The 19,291-nt window shown below is 36.4% G+C and carries 16 protein-coding genes and 3 riboswitches; of the genes, 9 read left to right on the forward strand and 7 right to left on the reverse strand.

The genetic code is table 11. The annotated features are described in order from the left end of the window. Nucleotides 1–60: 60 nt before the first annotated feature. A riboswitch (SAM riboswitch) is annotated at nucleotides 61–164 on the reverse strand. A gap of 306 nt (nucleotides 165–470) precedes the next feature. Continuing rightward, nucleotides 471–622, forward strand: a riboswitch (SAM riboswitch). A gap of 74 nt (nucleotides 623–696) precedes the next feature. Next, complete coding sequence (locus JOC48_RS04410; protein ID WP_204497837.1) at nucleotides 697–1,854, forward strand: acyl-CoA dehydrogenase family protein; 1,158 nt, start codon at nucleotides 697–699, stop codon at nucleotides 1,852–1,854. Nucleotides 1,855–1,923: 69 nt separating this feature from the next. Here JOC48_RS04410 and JOC48_RS04415 read toward each other — a convergent pair whose 3' ends face one another. Both JOC48_RS04415 and JOC48_RS04420 read right to left on the reverse strand, forming a co-directional pair. After that, the gene (locus JOC48_RS04415; protein WP_204497838.1) at nucleotides 1,924–2,763 is read right to left on the reverse strand and encodes an SAM hydrolase/SAM-dependent halogenase family protein; all 840 of its coding nucleotides are present in this window, start codon (nucleotides 2,761–2,763) and stop codon (nucleotides 1,924–1,926) included. Nucleotides 2,764–3,159: 396 nt separating this feature from the next. Then, a complete protein-coding gene (locus JOC48_RS04420; protein ID WP_204497839.1) occupies nucleotides 3,160–3,912 on the reverse strand; it encodes a hypothetical protein in 753 nt (250 codons plus the stop codon). 565 nt (nucleotides 3,913–4,477) lie between these two features. On the opposite strand from JOC48_RS04420, the gene JOC48_RS04425 reads away from it, so the two are divergent. The 6 genes from JOC48_RS04425 to corA all read left to right on the forward strand — a co-directional run bounded on the left by JOC48_RS04425 (nucleotide 4,478) and on the right by corA (nucleotide 9,150). Further along, nucleotides 4,478–4,645: an aspartyl-phosphate phosphatase Spo0E family protein gene (locus JOC48_RS04425; protein ID WP_204497840.1), complete on the forward strand. Its 168-nt coding sequence runs from the start codon at nucleotides 4,478–4,480 to the stop codon at nucleotides 4,643–4,645. A 78-nt stretch (nucleotides 4,646–4,723) separates the two neighbouring features. Beyond that, a riboswitch (cyclic di-GMP riboswitch) is annotated at nucleotides 4,724–4,804 on the forward strand. 631 nt (nucleotides 4,805–5,435) lie between these two features. After that, nucleotides 5,436–6,194 (forward strand): C40 family peptidase, encoded by a 759-nt coding sequence (locus JOC48_RS04430; protein WP_239584187.1) that lies wholly within the window; start codon nucleotides 5,436–5,438, stop codon nucleotides 6,192–6,194. 201 nt (nucleotides 6,195–6,395) lie between these two features. Further along, nucleotides 6,396–7,181 (forward strand): C40 family peptidase, encoded by a 786-nt coding sequence (locus JOC48_RS04435; RefSeq protein WP_204497841.1) that lies wholly within the window; start codon nucleotides 6,396–6,398, stop codon nucleotides 7,179–7,181. A 149-nt stretch (nucleotides 7,182–7,330) separates the two neighbouring features. Continuing rightward, nucleotides 7,331–7,486 carry a DUF1540 domain-containing protein gene (locus tag JOC48_RS04440; protein WP_204497842.1) on the forward strand — a complete coding sequence of 52 codons (156 nt, stop codon included), beginning with the start codon at nucleotides 7,331–7,333 and terminating at the stop codon, nucleotides 7,484–7,486. 204 nt (nucleotides 7,487–7,690) lie between these two features. Further along, the gene (locus JOC48_RS04445; RefSeq protein ID WP_204497843.1) at nucleotides 7,691–8,062 is read left to right on the forward strand and encodes a PilZ domain-containing protein; all 372 of its coding nucleotides are present in this window, start codon (nucleotides 7,691–7,693) and stop codon (nucleotides 8,060–8,062) included. Nucleotides 8,063–8,202: 140 nt separating this feature from the next. Then, nucleotides 8,203–9,150: a magnesium/cobalt transporter CorA gene (corA, locus tag JOC48_RS04450; protein WP_204497844.1), complete on the forward strand. Its 948-nt coding sequence runs from the start codon at nucleotides 8,203–8,205 to the stop codon at nucleotides 9,148–9,150. A gap of 120 nt (nucleotides 9,151–9,270) precedes the next feature. Here corA and JOC48_RS04455 read toward each other — a convergent pair whose 3' ends face one another. Further along, nucleotides 9,271–9,414, reverse strand: a complete 144-nt coding sequence (locus JOC48_RS04455) for a hypothetical protein (RefSeq protein ID WP_204497845.1) — start codon at nucleotides 9,412–9,414, stop codon at nucleotides 9,271–9,273. 296 nt (nucleotides 9,415–9,710) lie between these two features. Here JOC48_RS04455 and JOC48_RS04460 point away from each other — a divergent pair, with 296 nt between their 5' ends. Then, complete coding sequence (locus JOC48_RS04460) at nucleotides 9,711–10,706, forward strand: LCP family protein (protein WP_204497846.1); 996 nt, start codon at nucleotides 9,711–9,713, stop codon at nucleotides 10,704–10,706. A gap of 132 nt (nucleotides 10,707–10,838) precedes the next feature. On the opposite strand, the gene JOC48_RS04465 is transcribed toward JOC48_RS04460, so the two are convergent. The 4 genes from JOC48_RS04465 to JOC48_RS04480 form a co-directional block, all read right to left on the reverse strand. Next, entirely contained in the window at nucleotides 10,839–11,660 is an 822-nt protein-coding gene (locus JOC48_RS04465) for an S-layer homology domain-containing protein (protein ID WP_204497847.1), read from the reverse strand. A gap of 261 nt (nucleotides 11,661–11,921) precedes the next feature. Next, the gene (locus JOC48_RS04470; RefSeq protein ID WP_204497848.1) at nucleotides 11,922–14,090 is read right to left on the reverse strand and encodes a S8 family serine peptidase; all 2,169 of its coding nucleotides are present in this window, start codon (nucleotides 14,088–14,090) and stop codon (nucleotides 11,922–11,924) included. A 51-nt stretch (nucleotides 14,091–14,141) separates the two neighbouring features. Beyond that, nucleotides 14,142–15,542 carry an S-layer homology domain-containing protein gene (locus JOC48_RS04475; protein ID WP_204497849.1) on the reverse strand — a complete coding sequence of 467 codons (1,401 nt, stop codon included), beginning with the start codon at nucleotides 15,540–15,542 and terminating at the stop codon, nucleotides 14,142–14,144. 118 nt (nucleotides 15,543–15,660) lie between these two features. Continuing rightward, the gene (locus JOC48_RS04480) at nucleotides 15,661–15,924 is read right to left on the reverse strand and encodes a hypothetical protein (RefSeq protein ID WP_204497850.1); all 264 of its coding nucleotides are present in this window, start codon (nucleotides 15,922–15,924) and stop codon (nucleotides 15,661–15,663) included. A gap of 233 nt (nucleotides 15,925–16,157) precedes the next feature. Between JOC48_RS04480 and JOC48_RS04485 the strand changes: the two genes are divergently transcribed. Further along, nucleotides 16,158–19,250: an efflux RND transporter permease subunit gene (locus JOC48_RS04485; protein WP_204497851.1), complete on the forward strand. Its 3,093-nt coding sequence runs from the start codon at nucleotides 16,158–16,160 to the stop codon at nucleotides 19,248–19,250. The last annotated feature ends 41 nt before the right edge of the window (nucleotides 19,251–19,291 follow it).

Genomic DNA, 19,291 nt, shown 5'->3' on the forward strand with positions numbered 1-19,291 from the left:
CAAAAAAACCTCTTCTCAAGAAAAGAAGAGGTTCCATTTAAACACATGGATATTCATCTCCTCTTATCTTTCAAGCATCGTGCTTGCTGGAATTGGCACAGTACTTTTTTCAGTCTGTTGCCGAGGGTTCATAGGGCCAGTCCCTCCACCTCTCTGGATAAGAAAATCAATTTTCTATTAAATTTATCCAAAAATATACAGGATTTTGACTTTTCTGTCAACACTATTTGGCAATTTTCCCGAAATACTTTTTCAATGGCTATGTTAAAGTTCAGTATTGCATTGCTGAAAAGGATACCAAAAATAAAATAAATTTCAACACTTACCTTTAAAAAACTTTCTAAAAAATTAATCATTGACATAAAATAGAAATTCAATTAAAGTGATTGCTAACAAGTTCATTGTTCATGTGTAACTAAGAAAAGACAATTTTAATTTTTGTTTGCCGTCTTTTTATACGTGAATTAATTTTCTTATCGAGAGTCAGGGGAGGAACTGGTCCGTTGATCCTGCAGCAACCAACTAACCTTAGATGAATAAATTTCTTCAAGGTTATGAAAGGTGCTAATTCCAGCAGACATTAGATGTATGATATAACATCCAAATGTCTGGAAGATGAGAAAGAGTTTCGGAGTAATCACACGTCCTCTTTTCTCATCGAAAAGAGGACTTTTTTATTGCTAGGGGGATTGGAGAATGACAGTTGTATATGAACAAATCGCAACGGATACAAATCTAAAGCATTTACTAGATCAAGCAGACTTATTAGCGAATCGCTTTAAAGAACGAGCAGCAGAAGTTGATGCAGAAGGCAGTTTCCCTTACGAAAACTTTGCTGATTTAAAAGAAGCAGGATTTTTAGCACTAACTGTACCGAAAGAATACGGAGGAAGCGGAATAAATTTATTTGAATTTCTATTCGTTCAAGAACGTTTAGCTAGAGGTGACGGTCCAACAGCTCTATCAATCGGATGGCATTTAGGGGTTATATTAGAGGCTGCAGAAAAAAGGCACTGGAACGAAGAAAGCTTTGCCAAACTCTGCAAACTTATTGTTGAGGAGAAAGCACTAATAAATCTCGCTCAAACAGAACGGGCTACAGGAAGCCCATCAAGAGGCGGAGTTCCTACTACAACAGCAATAAAAGAGGGAAACAAATGGCGAATTAATGGCGGGAAATCATTTACTTCTATGGCAGTAGCGTTAGACTATTCTGTTGTAACCGTTAACGTTAATGAAACAGGTAAAAGAGGATTTATCCTAGTTGATCATCAATTGGATGGTGTACAGGTAGAAGAAACCTGGGACAGTGTTTCAATGAGAGGAACCAAAAGTGATGATTTAACTTTAGACAATGTACTTGTAGATGAAGAGGCTTTATTAGTCGAAGAGGATATAAAAAAGCCGACTCCTAAAGGCTGGTATTTACAAATTCCCGCCGTGTACCTCGGCATCTCTACATCAGCAAGAGATTACGCCATAACATTTGCATCGGAGTACAGCCCGAATACTTTACCAGGACCTATTAAAGACGTACCTGAGGTAAGAAGAAAAATAGGTGAAATGGAACTCTCTTTGTTTAATGCTCGTGAAGTGTTATTTTCCGTCGCAAGAAAATGGGTAGAACAACCAGATCAGCAGCATCAAATCGGAGCAGAACTAGCTGCTGTGAAACACATTGTAACGAATAACGCGAATGATGTAGTCGATTTAGCAATGCGAATCGTTGGTGCAAGAAGTCTATCTGCAAGCAATCCACTCCAACGACATTTTCGTGATGTGCGTGCTGGGCTACATAACCCACCAACAGATGATGCGATCGTTTACAACCTTGCCAATGCAGTGTTGAAGTAATTTTCAACACTGCCAGTTGGGCTGGTTTTATGCCATGAGTGCATCATAGTGATTTAATTAGGAAAGCTATTAAGCTTTTCTAACTAAAATTTTCCAGTTAGAGCCTGTTCCAATATTATGGATTTTTGCAAACGAACCTTGATTTATTGCTACTGCAATATTATCTAAAGAATTCACATAGACGAGTGGTTTGCTTACAGCTATATCTGCAAAAGAACGGCCATACACCATCATGCTTTTATAAACATCTCTTGAATCATGTTGTATCATTACTTCTATTTTATCGCCATAATCCACTCCTAACTTTAGGAATAGTTGCCTACTAATATTAGTCCATAAATTGCCAAAACGAACATCTAAAATATCAATCATTCCCGTTACTATTCCGCCCTCATAATAAGCTTCCATGAAAGGTAGACTCTCAATAGAATCCAGTGGTAATTCTGGTCCAACCTGTTCAAAGGAAATCACATTAGCTGCTAATCTCGCGCCAGTATATGCGTAGATATCACGGCCATGAAAGGTATGAGATGCACCTGATTTCGGTAAACGATTAATGTTTTCATCGATTACTCTAACATCCTTTAATCCTATTTTATGATTGATATGAGAAAGTGAACCATTGTCTGGCGTAACGATATACTGATCCGTAACCGTTCTTACGACAACACTTTTACGATCAGAACCAACCCCCGGATCAACAACAGAAACGAACACTGTATATTTCGGCCAATACGAGACTGTTTGTAACAAACGGTAGGAAGCCGCCCAAATATCAAATGGGGGAATATCGTGTGTTAGATCAAATATTGGTATCTCAGAGTTAACAGAATGTGCAACACCATACATTGCACTAACCGCCCCATCACTTAAACCAAAATCTGATTGGAATACCAATGCATTACTCATACATACTCCCCTTTCTTCTAGTTTACTTTTAACTTTACGTGTACACCCATTTGATAATGAAAAAAATTATTCCTTATTTTAAGAATTATTACCTTTATTCCTCCTTATTAGCTATTATATACCTCAGCACCCTCTTTAGAAAAACATGCCTAACAAAATTTATGATATTTGATAGTACCGAAGCAATTGTAGCGATACTTTTGTTCATTTCAGCACAATTTTCGCGCGGCACAAAACGAATCCTAGGGCTTTCGTTCACTTCATTCTCTTTTTCCTCGATGAACTACACGAATCCAAACTTAACTCATATATTCTGAATAAACAAAATAGAGGCTACCCTTATAGGACAGCCTCTATTTTTAATCAATCCCTGTTTATTTAAAATGAAACTTGTAATTAATGACTATGTCCTGTCTCTGTTTCTCCTGGAGGAAGGCTAAACTTCAAGTGTTCTTCATGGGTTACAAAATAATGGTGAATATCAAAATGCGGTACCTCAAATCCTGGATGACCATTTGGAACAAATTCTATATCTGTATGTTCAATTGGCAAGGAAGGCAGACCCTTCATCCCAGGGATATTCACATAACTTTCACCATTAATGAAGTCTTCTTGACTAATCATTTGTTCGATAAAAATTAACTTGCCTTTCTCTACTCCATATATTGGTCCCGTAGGAAGCTCATCTGGAAGACCCCAGTGTTGTCCCATTCCAGGAACGCCATCAGAATAGACTGACTCAACAGGCTCTAATGCGATTGAACCATCTGGTAAATCCAATACATATGCTGTCCATGTTGGTGTAGATTGATCCCAGTCTACATTTTCCGCACCAGTTGCCTCAGCTATTGCACGAATATGTACACTTGGTAGACCATTGTACATTTTAACTTCCAACTCTTCTTCATCAATAGTAAACGTTTTCTTTTCCTTATCAAATGTATAATCTTTTCCTAATAATTCAGCATAAGCAATGGCATCAACTCTTAATTTGCCTGGAACCCAATGTGTTGCATCGCCTTTAACTTCAACACCATTAATCTGGACAATAACATCTTCTTTCACAATGGTTGAAGCACCTACTGCTGGTACAACTAACAGTACTGCAAAAACCATTGCCAAAAACATCAATAAAACATTCTTGATCATTCCCCTACCACTCCCTGCCATTTTTTAGTTATTAAACCAATAAAAGTATATTATTTGGATCATAATAAATCAAGGTATTTTGAACTATTTTTTCAAAATTTTTTCAATTTTAAAATTTTTCGCTTTTTTCTGATCGCTAATTATGGTTAATTGGGAGGGGAATATTAAAATTTTCATATAATTAAATGGATCACTTATTTAAAGTTATTAAACAATCAACTCTACTTTTAGTTAGACCTATCAGACAACCACACAAATTTTAAGTCATTTTCTACTTAATTCGTAATTCTGGTTGTCATTTCGACAAAAAAACAAAAAATACACATGTTTACAGGTTCGTACATGCGTTATAAACTATAAAAGTGTTAAAAAAAAAATGACTTCATAAGGGGGATAGATTGGACAACTATATACATTTTACCTGGGTTAAACCAACAAGACAAAACAATTCTTTTGATTAATGAAAAACAAAATAAATTTTTCCATGTACGTATAAGTTTGTGTGAAGTAACGATGAAATACCACTTCCGAGACAAAAATTATAGGAAATGGGGGATTTAATTCTATGGGACAAACAACCTTGCGTGAAAGAAAGCTAGAAAAATTACGTTTGCAAATGTACAAATCATTTCAGCAAGATCGTTATGGCGAAGAAGTTGTGTCTATTTCACAAGAACTAGATAAGTTACTTAATGAATTTATTGTGATGCCCAAATCTAAGAAAGGAAACTAATCCTTTGTATGATTAGCACCCTTTCCAGATTAATATGGGTCTTAATATAAGTCTGTTTGAAAGTTTTCGAATGATATTGTACGACAAAGGCAATGTTACTGAAAAGTAATCGCGCAAAGCTATAGGGGCTAAGGGAAACTAAGCTAGCCAGCTACCGAATACTCATTCATTTTACTATTTAGGGAAAAGTGGAATGGATAATGATCAAATAACAAAATGAATGTCTTTACATAGCAACCATTAAAAGGATGCTTTTTTTATGTAATCGCTGTCACTGGTGCTTTTTTCCTAGAATAATATAGTCTGCTTCATAAGTCGTACGTCAACCACTCAAAAAATTCTATGGGAGAAAGAGCAAAACTGTTACTCTAGAAATTTACTTACCCGCATTACAAATTCATTAAACATATTTTTTAAATTTTTTTAGTACACAATTAAAAGCAGCTTTGCACATTAAAAAATCGTCAGAAATATAACTGACGATTTTTTCTTATTATTTATGAAAGGTGCCTTCATATAGTGTCTCTTTTAATGGTCTACGGTCTGAGGGCTGTTCTCTTTCCTGTCATTAGGTAGTACCCCTTGGTAACCAATCGCATGTGTAATTAAACGTTTTTGCGCAGCCTGTAATCTTTAACATGATGAAACAACTTTGTCTGACCACCATTTCTGCAATAGATTACATTATTCGAACAAAGATTACATTTCTATTACATCTATCATTTTTACTATATTCCTATGCTATAATGACAATAATTTCAAAAATTAGTCGTAAAAGGGGAACGATACGATGAAGAAAACATTATTGTCCATTTCAGCAACTGTATTAATCGCTTCATCATTTGGGATTGGAGCAACTTCGGTACAGGCATCAACGAACACTAATGAATCCGTATCTATTAAACAATCATACCCACAATCTGAATCTATTAAACGAGTAACTAAAAATTCGGTTAGCAAATCAACCGCAACGATTGCTTCAATAAATCAAAGTACATATACCGTAATAGCTGGAGATACACTCTGGGGGATAAGCAAAAAGTACGACGTGTCCGTTTCTCAACTAAAGAAATGGAATAATCTATCGTCGAACACTCTTCAAATAGGTCAATCCTTAAACGTTAAGGTAGAAGAGAAGGAAAAAAGTGATTCTTCTAATATTGAACAACTATCTAAAGAAGAAGATAAAGAAGTGAATAGTATAGTAAATGAAGCAACTAAATTAATTGGTACGAAATATGTATTTGGTGGAACATCACCAAAAGGGTTTGATTGCAGTGGGTTTATTTATTATGTCCTGAATCAGGCTGGCGAAAAACTGGATCGAACATCAAGCCTCGGTTATTACAATCAATCTACAAAGGTAACTTCACCAGAAGTGGGAGACTTTGTCTTTTTTGCAGGTACATATAAATCTGGAATATCACATATGGGAATTTACATAGGAAATAACTCCTTTATCCATGCCAGCTCTAGTGGTGTTCGAATCACAAGCTTGGATGATTCTTATTGGAGTAAATACTTTCATTCATTTGGAAGATTAAACTAGAGTAATGTTTAGTTTAGGATAAAAGAAGTTTTACATAAATCAGTAGAGTTAGTCAGCAATATACCAAATCTACCAAAATCCACCACAATTATGACAGCTAGATTAAGTAAATTTACAGGTTTATAACATATGATTATTGGCGGCATATCCATGCTATACTCGTTTTATCAACATGAAACGGCATCAAGGAGTGAGTTAGAAATGATAAAAACTAGAAAAACAATTTTAACAGTAGTAACAGCACTTACTTTTGCAACTGGATTCTCTACCCAAGCTAGTGCAGCTAATTATACGGTGAAATCAGGAGATTCTCTCTGGAAAATAGCACAAGAACATGATACTACTATTTCAAACCTTAAATCTATTAATAAATTAAACAATAATACAATCCAACCAAATCAAGTAATTACTACCAGTGCAAATAATTCAACAGTAACTGCTATCACCTATACTGTAGAAGCAGGAGACAGCCTTTGGTTAATCGCAAATAATCATAATGTTTCGGTTTCACATTTGAAAAAATGGAACAATCTTTCTTCAGATGCGATTTACGTTGGACAAGTACTAAAGCTTTCTGGAGTCGAATCTTCTAAACCAGACACAAAGATAGCTTCTGAAACAGTTGTAAACTACGAAGTGATTGTAGTTGAAGAAGCGAAGAAACATATTGGTACACCTTACAAATGGGGTGGATCTACAGCATCTGGCTTTGACTGCAGCGGCTTTATCCATTATGTTCATAACCAGGCTGGTGTTGAAATATCTCGTACATCGGCAGCTAATTATTATGCTAAAGCAACGAAAATTTCAAACCCAGAACCTGGAGATTTAGTTTTCTTTAAAAACACGTATAAATCAGGGATTAGTCATATGGGGATTTATATCGGAGACAACTACTTCGTCCATGCCAGCTCCAGTGGTGTAAAGAAAACAAGCTTAAGTAATCCTTATTGGAGTAAACACCTTGCTGGATATGGTTCGTTTTAACAAAATAATTAGGATGAGAAACCAGTCTGAATGGACTGGTTTTTTATTTTCAACTGTTACTCTCCCCCAATCATCCTTCAAAAATTCATACATACGATGAATTTTTCAATCAATAATTAGGAACTCTATAGTTATAGGAGGTGTGCAGATTGGCTCAAGACGTTCTATGTGAAGTGAAAAACTGTAAATATTGGGCAGACGGAAATAAGTGTGATGCTGATGCCATTTACGTTATTAGCCACAAAGGTAAACAAGCGTCTAACCAAAAAGAAACAGATTGCCAAACATTCGAGCCAGAAATCTAAACAATACCTTCTTAATGGCCTGGCCTTCATAGAAGAAGGTCAGGCTCTGTACATAACCCCCAGTGTCCACGCACAGAGGACACATGTCCATATGAGGGGTCAGACCCCTTTTAATTTTCAGAAAATATTGACATAGCTTATCATTAATAGTAGTGTAAAAACAGGTGTTTTTGGGAGATATTTTAACAAAGGGAGATGATGAGGTTGGACAAGCGTTTGAATTCAAGGGTAGACGTTGAACATCCCCCTACCGTTCAGACAACTTTAACAACAGTTAATGGATTAACATTGTTTAAGGAGGAAACAACCATAACCCTTAATAATCTTAGTATTGATGGGTTATCCTTTTCTACTGATTCAGAGCTCTCCATTGGTCAACATCTTGTTCTTGCTCTTCCACTGTTTTCATCAACAAATAATATTTTTGGGGAAATTATTTGGATGCAAGAGAAAACAACTGAACGGACGTATGGAATGAAAATCATTACAGCAGATTTTGATTATTTCCATTACATGAGTTCCTTTGAGGATTATTCACAAAATAAACAAGCGGATTTAGTAGGTGGGCGACAATAAATGTCGTCTTTTTTTTGCATTTAAACGAACACAGGCTTCGTACGCCAACTGCTCTTGTTCATTCAGCGATAAATATATTCAGTGAAACTTGAGAATGAAATACTAATTGCTTTACACTAGTCATTAAAGGAGCAATGATTATGATACAAATTATCGCCATTACAAAAGAAAATAAACAAGTATGCTTATCTTCCATTGATCAGCTAAAAACAGTTGATTACGCTTGGTACTGGATTGACTTCAACCAACCAACTACAGAAGAAACCGATCAATTAGATAAAAAATTAAAGTTTCACCCACTAGCTATCGAGGATTGCATTCATAGCTTTCAACGTCCAAAGCTTGATTATTACGATGACTACACCTTCTTTATTACCCATTCCATTAGCCGGGAAGACTTGTCAAAAAAAGAACATGATTTTTTCATTGGTGATCAATACATAGTAACCTATCACAATCAGGATTCGCATGAAATTAATCAGGTGTGGAATCGCTTCAATCAGACTCAACACACAAACACCTGGGATCAATATCGGATTTTTTATGAAATACTAGATAAAATCGTTGATAATTATTTTCCTAGTATTTATGAGATTGAAGATGAATTAAACGACATAGAAAATAATACGAATGATGAATCAACGGAAGTATTGCTCGATAAACTTTTTGATATTCGGCATGAGCTATTAAAGCTTCGACATACAATTAACCCCATTCGCGACTTATTTTACCGTATTCTAAACTCAAGTCACTTGAAAGGCATCCAAGAGCGTAAAGAATATTTTGCAGATATATATGATCATCTATTGAAATTGTCTGAAATGGTGGCATCAAACCGTGAAATCACTAATGATATACGTGACAATTACTTATCGATTAACGCACATCAAACAAACGAAGTAATGAAAGTGCTAACGATTATCACCTCTATATTTGCACCACTAACCTTTATTGTTGGTATTTATGGAATGAATTTTGCTAATATGCCGGAATTGAATTGGCAGTATGGGTACTTCTTTATTCTCTTATCAATGGGATTTATCGCACTCATGATGTATATTTGGTTTAAGCGCAAAGGATGGTTTTAACCTTTTCTAAAATAGACTAGAAAACGATTTAAAAAAAGAAATTAAAACGCATGGATTCCATTATTGTCCATGCGTTTTTGTGTCTATTTTTTTGTTAGTTAACCCACTTGTGAATGTTTTTTACATTTTTACTATTTTTTGCAATTGACTTTGCATATCTAACATTAACTCTTGAAGTGTAGCTCCATTATATCCCTTTTCATATGCCTTCGTTAAAATAAGTAAAAGTTTCTCTTTATCATTCTTATCGAAGTTAAAATCCACAATAATAGCCCCCTAATGTTTGGTTATTACATTATTCGAAATGGATGGACAATTTATAAGGTTTAATAGATAATTTTAAAGGCAAAGATACTTTTAAAATTTCCCACTCATAATAGAGTGAATAGGTAACGATTTTCAGCTTTTCTTCGACTAAATCTCTGTTAATTAAACATCATATTATTCTATTTTTAATCATTTCGACATCATTTGTAACATAAATATAAATTTACGAAGTTGAAGTTTCATAGTAAAATGTAATATAGCATGTTTTTGGATATTTAAAAGGAGTATGTTAAATGACAAAAAGATATCATTCACGTATACAAAAACGAAAGATAAAGAAAAGCCATCGTAAAAAAATATTATGGGTTCTGATACCGATCTTATTTCTTCTAGGTGCAACTTCTGTTTATGGAGCTTTATTGTACAACAAGGCAGAAGAAGTAATGAATGAATCCCATGTTGATGATGGAAGAGATAAATCAGAAAGACGAACAGAAGCTCCAGATCCAAAAAAGGACAATGTTTCCGTTTTGTTTATTGGTATTGATTCGAGTGATAAGCGTGGCAATCAGGATAGTGCCAGATCCGATGCTCTGATTCTTGCAACACTAAATAAGGAAGACAAAAGCGTAAAGCTATTAAGTATTCCTAGAGATTCCTATGTTTATATACCAGAGCTTGGTTACTCAGATAAAATTAATCATGCACATGCGTATGGCGGTGCAAAAGCTTCTATTGAGACAGTTGAAGAACTTTTTGATATTCCGGTTGACTATTACGTCAGATTGAACTTTGAGGCATTTATTGATGTTGTCGACTCGCTAAACGGAATAACCGTTGATGTACCTTTTGAACTTTATGAACAAGATTCGAATGACCGTAAAAATGCTATCCATCTATTACCTGGAGAACAGCAACTGAATGGAGAAGAAGCACTTGCACTAGCAAGAACAAGAAAATTAGATAATGATATTGAACGCGGAAAAAGACAACAAGACATTATTAAAGCTATCGTAAAGCGTGCTGCATCCTTAGACTCTATCTTTAGATATGATGACGTTATTGAAGCAGTTGGAGCAAATATGCAGACAAACATGGAGTTTGATGAAATGAAAAGCTTCACATCCTATCGTTCATTAGATATTGAAGCACTAACATTAAAAGGATCCGATTATTGGCCTGGTGATGTTTACTATTATCAATTAGATGAGGCTGATGTAGCTGCTAAATCTGAAATATTACAAAACCATCTTGAATTGAATGAAGAAACTGAAGCATCGACCAACTAAATTTCTGACCCCATTGAAATGATTCAATGGGGTCTTTATACAAATTATTACCATTGGGACAAGTAAAATAGTCAAGAATAAATGCTTTTCATATTAAAAAAACAGACCGGAGTCATCCTCCAGTCTGTTTTTTTACTTCTTTATAATAACTAAGCTTTTGTTTACTTCTTCTTCTGATGTAACATTCACGACCCCTACATATTTTCCGCTTTTATAAGCTAGTTCCTCGCCGTCTACATAGACCTTGTAGCTTTCTGGTTCGGAAACATCCAAAGTCACTTCTACTACACGATCAAAAATCGTAAGTCCTTCATTAACTGTAACGCTATGTGGAGTAGCAGCTAATAATGATTTCTGAAGGAAGGTAGCGAACTGACCACGTTTAACAGCTTCTTTCGGGCGAAAGTCATCCAATTGATTTGTAATCCCATATTGCGCAAATATTTTCACATTGTCCTTGTGAGAAGCATCTACATTAGCAAGATTAACATCAACAGAGTTACCATTATCCTGTAAATCAAGTGCTTTTACCATTGTTGTCGCCATTTGCTCACGAGTCATATTTTTTATTGGCATAAATTTGCCACCAGCCCCAGAGAAAATACTAGGCGTAACCGCTGCAATTTTGTCAGCATAATCCATAGTTTCATCTACATCTGAATAATATTGCTGTAATACAGAACCAAAATCAGATGGAACTGGTAAATTTAATGATAATTGATATAACACAGCGCCATGACGTCTTTGTAGTTCAGCATTCGTTCCATATGTTCCATCCGGATATCCTTGAATAATCCCTGCTGAAGCAAGCGCTGTAATAGAATCATAGTGCGATTGTCCTTCTTCAATATCACTAAAACTAGTTGCTGCTAATGCGCTTGAAGCGAACATCGATATCGATGCAGTAACAGCAATCGTAGTAACCATAACCTTTTTCACTAATTTATTTTGCATATGTAGTTAGTCCTCCCTAATTGCAATTCTTATCTATTTATATAGTAAACGATAGAAAGTAGGAAAAGAAAGGACAAAAACTACTATTTTTCGAGCTTTTCACATAAAAAAAGTACCATTATTCCCATTTTTTAACTTTTTATTTGTTTAAGCGAAAGAAAAAACCTCATAAACAAATGTTTATGAGGCTCCATCTATATATCTTATTACTAAGGGATTAAAGAATTTTAAGAGTATCTATAGTCTTACTTTATTATATTATTACCCATTAGTCAAATAATTAAACAAGAAAATGGAAAAATGTTCTCTACTTATTGATTCATTGGGTTTAAAGGTATTATTTGGATATCCATTGGAGATTTCGTTTGTCACTAGTGCATCAACTGCTTCAAACGCCCAGTGATCTTCTGGTATATCTTGAAAATTTGTTGTTTGATCTCCTTCTAAATCATATGCAGTCATTAAAATTGCCGCCATCTGTCCTCGAGTCAAATCCCCACCCGGATCAAAAGTATTATCCCCTTTTCCACTTATAAATCCTAATTCCACAGCTGTCGCAATAGCTTTATATCCATAGGATTCCTCATCCACATCAGAAAATCCAGGGTCAGGAGCAGTTGATCCTTCAACATGAATACCCATTTCATTTAAAATCATGTGAACCGCCTGTACCCTCGTTATTTTATTCTTCGGCCTAAACGTTCCATCTGGGTAACCTTTAATAATCTCTTTTTCTGTTAAGTATTCAATTTCTGCTACGTAATTTTCTACATCCGGGAATACAGGTTCATCTTCTTTTTCAATCGTTACGTCATACGGTGTCTCTGACCAATGATTAAATATATCATAAACAGCTAAATAATAATTACCCGGTTCTGCTGTAAATCTATAACGCTCTGCTTGGCCGATATCATTTTCATCAATCTCGAGCTCGCTTATTTGCTTTTTATTGACGTAATGATACAGGATAGCTGTAAGATCTAGATGACTTGGCACGTTTTCCAACTCAATCAAAACCTCGGCTCTTTGGTCGACTTTAAATTGAAACCAATCAACATCCATTGGCAGCTCCATTTTTTCTTGGGTAGTATCGCCAATCCGAACCACTTTTGCCTCTGATTGAAAATCACCAGCATCGTCTTCCATTGATGGCAAGGATGCTTGAAGTGCATTAATCGCATTGACAACTCCATAACCATCTTCTGCCGTCCAAAAATCTTCACTACGCTTAACCGCGCTATATTCCAAAGCCCACTCAATTTGCTCTGGGCTCCTGTCAGGAAATTCAGCACGTAATAACCCTGCAACAGCACTTACAATTGGTGCGGCAAAAGAAGTCCCTGACTGGTATGCATACCCTTCCTCATAGTGAGTACTTAAAATATCTTGTCCTGGAGCAGAAATATCTGTTGTATTTCCATAGTTTGAAAAAGTTGATCTAGCATTTCCTTGGTCTGAAGCTGCTACTGCAATAACTGGCGTGTATGCAGCAGGATAGGTTAATTCAGTCGTGTTTTCATTACCAGCAGCTGCAATCAACACCATTCCTTCATTGTATGCTTCCCATAGTGCCTCATCCTCGGATTCACTATATTCATTGGTTCCAAAACTCATATTTATGATGTCAGCGCCTTGTTCAATCGCATAGTAAACCCCATCTACAACATCTGTGACAGATGCTTCCCCTTTACTATCAGCAATTTTAACGGGCAGTACTTTTGCATTCATGTCAATGCCCACTACACCAATCCTGTTCGCATTGGAAGCGATCATACCAGCAATATGGGTCCCATGACCATGATCATCATTAGGATCATCATCATCGTCGACAAAATCATATCCTGGAAGTATCCTCCCCTCCAAATCAGGATGACTTTGATTGATACCCGTATCTAGAACAGCAATCGTTACGTCTGACGAGCCTTTTGTCACATCCCAAGCTTGTGGCATGTCAATTTGATTTAAATACCATTGCTCTTTATAATATGGGTCATTTGGTACATATGAAAGTTCTCGTTTGTAATCTGGCTCTGCAGAAAGAATTCCACTTGTTTGCAACAACTCTGCCTGTGTTGCTGTATAACCCCTCTCTTGTGGAACTTCTACAAGCTGATACCCCTTTTTTTCCATCCGATGTGATAAAGGTATTTTTTTCAATCCAAATTCTTTTGTATTAAAGGATGAATCTTGGTCTACTTTTATTAACAGTCTTCTTTGGTTAACTTTTGATAAATCAACCGTCTTACTTAGCTTTTCTGATTGTATTTGATGCGTTACCTGTTGCGATGAGTGTTGTTGCCTCTCCGTCTGAAGTGGATCCATTCTCTGAATTGATTGTTTAATAGATGTTGCTGTTATTGCCTGGGGAATGATTACCATGCTGATAATCAAAATAACAATTGCAGCTCTTATTTTCACATTCCCTTTCATTCCACCATCCCCTGTCTACGTTTGTCTAATCTATTAACGGCTCCTGCGTTTCTAAAAATCTACCATTGTACGATACAAAAAGATGGCAAATTGAGAACGAGTAATATCTATATTTGGATGAAAAGGATCCGCCACAGTAACATTATTATGATAGATTAAATTTACCGCTTCTGGATTCCAGATATGCTCCTGATCCTTAAATGTATGGGTAGAGGTTGGCTTTTCAAAATAATCCTCAAAAGCATCACTCATTACCTGTGCCATTTGTGCGCGTGTTAGAAATTCCTTTGGACGAAGCTTCCCGCCCCCTCCAAGCAAGCCATTAAATTCAGCTTTTGCTAACTGCTCAATATAAGCATTACCAGGATCAACATCATCTGCTTTCATTTCGTAATCAGATGGCATCGTTAATTGAAGCGTATTATCTAAGATTACCGCAACATGCTCTCTTTTTAACGGATCATGTGAACCAAAGCTTCCACCTGGATACCCATTGGCAAAATCATTTAATGCTACAAAACCAAGTGCAGCTGCTCGTCTGTCATCACCAGCGTCAGAAAAAACCATGCTCTCTTTTCCCTGATTTAGATAGGCGGACGCAACAAATCCTTCTACAGTAACACCTTCCACTGGGTAATAGACAAAATCATTATCCATAGATGGTGATTCTGTTGGTGCATCAACAATAGTTAAAGGTGTATACGGCCAAAGTTTTGTAACGACATTTCCTTCCGTTACAGCGCTTCTTAAACTAACAGAGCCATCTCTTTCATCTATATAAACGAGATCACCTTGTTCAAAAAGCTGCTGTGAGGGTGTTTGTGTTTCCGTTGTATAATGCTTTCCCTCCGCAAATTTCATTGAGTTACTATTATCTTCATAGCGAATATCAAACGTAGGGAAATCAAAATGATGATCATTCCAATAAATCAACGATGAACCCTCCATACGATCATACACTCTTTCTTGGTATGCTTCATCAGGGTTTTCATTTGGATCGTTTTGCTTGGACAATCCATTATATGCCATAATAGCAAAGTACCAATTTTCTAAAACAGTTCGATCTTGGTCATTCATCTCAGGTAAGTAAGATAGATTCCATTTTGCAATTAACACCTGTGCTGCAATTTCTATATTATAAGTTAAGTCGGTTTTTAGTTTTTCTTCATCTACTTCTATATCGATTTTACCTGGAGTCACTTGCATCATACCGATACCACCATCGTTTGATACAATCGGTGAACCATCCTCTTGAAACTGCTTATAGCCAGTTTCAATAAATGCAATAGCCTTCAATATTTCTGGTGGAATATCATATTGTTGAGCAATATTTGTGATTTTTTCTTTTACTTCATCGATAGGTAGATTGTTAGATTCATTAGCTTGGACAGGTAACTGTTTTAAACCGATGATACCAAAAATGAAAACGAGAACAATTACTAGTTTTTTCATTATCTATTTCCCCCTTTTAATCCATGTCTATTATACTAGAATTTTAGTTCATTGACAGCGGTCTTAAAGAGGATGTTCAAAAAGTCACCAAATGATTAGCGACTTTTTGAACACACTTCTATTGAAAAAAGCCTCTTAATATCAAAAATTCAAAGATTAGAATGATAATACATACAAAGAAAAACATCCCAATTCGAAATTCCGCTGCCCAATCTCTTCTTAGTTCTCCCTTAAAAAATGAAATGATATTTGGTCGAAAGTCTAACTTCAGACATTCAAAAAAATGATCTGTATCATCAAAAAAAGAACGAAAAATAATCCTAAATAAATAGAAGTCCAACACAACAAAACCAATCAGCAAAATAAAACCGATAAATATCATTTGATAATCTCTCCTCCCATTAATTAGTACGAATAATTAGTGAAAAAGTTTCAGCGAACCCATTACTTCTATGTTCGAGACAACGTTTCTTCGGACAATGAGGTTGACAACTTTATCACACATTCAGCAATTATTTCGTAATGAGTGATTATGTTCATTAGGAAAAGGGAAGACAATAGGATAAAAAACGTTTTGTACGTCTCATTGTAATAGTTTATAGAGGAGGACACTAAGTGAAGCTCGTAGACATTTCTGTAAAACGGCCAGTGGGTGTCATCATGATTGTCGTGGCAATTATCGCATTAGGCGCAATCTCTTTGCGTAACCTTGCCATTGATTTATTTCCTGAAATTGACTTACCCATCGCTGTTGTGACCACCACATATGAAGGAGCAGCTCCACAAGAGGTGGAAGAATTAGTTAGTAAACCAATTGAATCATCCATCAGTACAGTTCAAGGAATCGATACCGTTCAGACACAATCACAACCAAATTCTTCCATGGTTGTTATGATGTTTAAAAATGGGACGGATTTAGATAATGCACTCTTAAACGTACGTGAACGAGTCGACCAAATCAAAGCAGTGCTACCAGAGGGTGCAGGGGAACCGAATGTCTTACGTTTTGATCCACAGCAAACCCCGGTCATTTACACAGCACTAATCGGTAAATCTTCTGAGGATTTACAACAAATTGCTGAGGATTTAGTCGTTCCAGCTTTTGAAAGAAAGGAAGGCGTTGGTTCTGTAACAGTAGAAGGTGGAAAAACAAGAGAAGTGCAAGTGGAAATGAACCAAAATGAACTAATTCAGTATGGGTTAACCCCATCTATACTTGTACAAGCAATTAATAGCGCAAATCAGTCAGTCTCTGCTGGTGTATTAGAAAAGGGTAATAAAGACGTTCAGGTACGGGTGGAAGGAGAATTTGAATCAATTGAAGACATTCGCAATACAATTATCCTGACTCCTACAGGGGATCCAATAAAACTATCAGATGTTGCAACGATTTCCGATACATTTAAAGAAGTTACCAGCATCTCAAAGGTCGATGGTCAGCCCGCTGTTATCCTATCTGTTTTAAAGGAATCAGGTGGAAATACCGTACAAGTAGCAAGCAACGTTCAGGATGCAATGGCCGATTTAGAAGGTACACTACCTGATGGTGTAGAGCAAAAAGTTGTCGTAGATACGTCTGAATATATCAACCAATCCATCCAATCTGTATTAATGAACATGATTTATGGTGGTATTTTCTCTCTACTCATCTTACTTTTATTTTTAAAAAGTGTACGCGCAACGATTGTTATCGGTTTTTCGATTCCAATAGCAGTTATTTCTACTTTTGCTCTCATGTACTTTACCGGAAACACATTAAACATGCTGACAATGGGCGGTTTAGCGTTAGGAATTGGAATGATGGTCGATAGCTCCATCGTAATCTTGGAAAATATTGTTGATTATCGCGAACGAGGATTTAGTAGAATCGAAGCAGCCAAAAGAGGTGCGTCTGAACTGGCACCAGCAATTATTGCTTCCACAACAACCAGTTTGGTCGTGTTTTTACCAATTGTTTTTGTTGAAGGTATAGCCTCTGATTTATTTACACCAATGGCGCTAACGGTATCCTTCTCTTTAATTGCATCCTTAGTCGTTGCGATTACTTTAATTCCAATGCTTTCTTCTAAGCTACTAAGGAAAGCTTTCCGTTCAGAAGGACGTCGTAATTGGTTTAATCAATTCATGAACCGACTAACTAGCCGTTATCAAAATACACTCCGAATGGTGTTAAATCGGCGCAAAACAACATTTGCTGTCACAATCGCTTTAATCATCGGGAGCTTATCTCTTATTCCATTGATTGGGACAGAATTTATCCCGTCCGGTGATCAAGGACAGATAAGTATTGATGTCAGAACAGCCACGGGAACGCAATTAGAGGAAACGGAAGAAATTACAAATCAAATGAATGAAAAATTGGAAGCTTATCAAAGCATTATTCAATCAAACTATTTAACGATTGGTGGAGGTGGCGGTGAAGCCGGATTAACAACAGATGCAAGTAGAGCGAACTATACCATTCAGCTAATCCCATCCAATCAGCGAACAAAGACAACCGATCAAGTAATAACAGAGTTAAACGATTCTCTACAGGAAATACCTGGTGCAGAAATTACGGTTAGTGCGATGGAAGCCGGAATAGGTGGCGGTTCACCAGTAAGCATTCAATTAAACGGATCTGATTACGAAGTATTAAGAGGACTTTCAGATCAAGTGGTTTACCGATTGAATGATATTGATGGCATACACAATCCAGAGGCTTCAATCGAAGAGGGACGGCCCGAGGTGCAGGTGCAAGTCGACCGTGATATTGCAGCACAACATGGTTTAACTTATCAGCAAGTAATGTCACAAGTTCAAATGGCCTTTAATGGTCAAATAGCAACTAGATTACGAGAGGCAGCTGAAGAAGTTGATGTTCGTTTCATTTTTCCTGAAGAAGACCGTAAAACGGTTAGCGATTTAAATCATTTACAAATTCAAACAAATGACGGGAGATTAATTCCTTTACTAACAGTTGCTAATTTGGAGCAAGTGCAAGGTCCGGCAACTCTCACACGTGAAAATCAGCAAAGACAAGTTAATATAACAAGTGACATTGTTGATCGCGATTTAGGGAGCGTGACAGCTGATATTAAGGAAGAATTGGATACATTACATTTCCCTGATGGCTATTCATATTCCATCGGTGGACAGGCACAGGACATGACGGAATCATTTACGGACCTAGGCCTTGCGCTCATTTTTTCGGTTTTTCTCGTATATGCTGTAATGGCAATTCAATTTGAAAACTTCCTACATCCATTTATTATTATGTTTTCCATGCCTGCAACAGTGGTAGGAATATTAGGTGGTTTATTTATAACAGGGTCAACTTTAAGTATAACTGCTTTAATCGGGATAATCATGCTAACAGGGATCGTGGTTAATAACGCCATTGTACTTGTTGATTACGTGAACATTTTACGATCCAGAGGGATTGAACGAACGGAAGCGATTCTAGAAGCAGGTAAAAGCAGGATGCGACCAATCTTAATGACAACCTTAACGACCATTTTAGGTATGTCACCATTAGCACTTGGAATTGGTGAAGGAACAGAAACCCAACAACCACTAGCCATCGTAGTAATTTTCGGCCTTGGCGTTTCTACCATCTTCACACTCCTGCTGATCCCAGCAGTTTACACATTGATGGATGACCTATCACAAAAAGTACTAGGTCTTTTCAGAAAAGGAAGTGTCAAAGATGAAGTGAATCCTTCATAATAGTTAATGTAGTACATGCTTAGCAAATGACAAAACGCATC

It is taken from the genome of Aquibacillus albus, from assembly GCF_016908325.1.
In the GTDB taxonomy this organism is placed as follows: domain Bacteria; phylum Bacillota; class Bacilli; order Bacillales; family Amphibacillaceae; genus Aquibacillus_A; species Aquibacillus_A albus.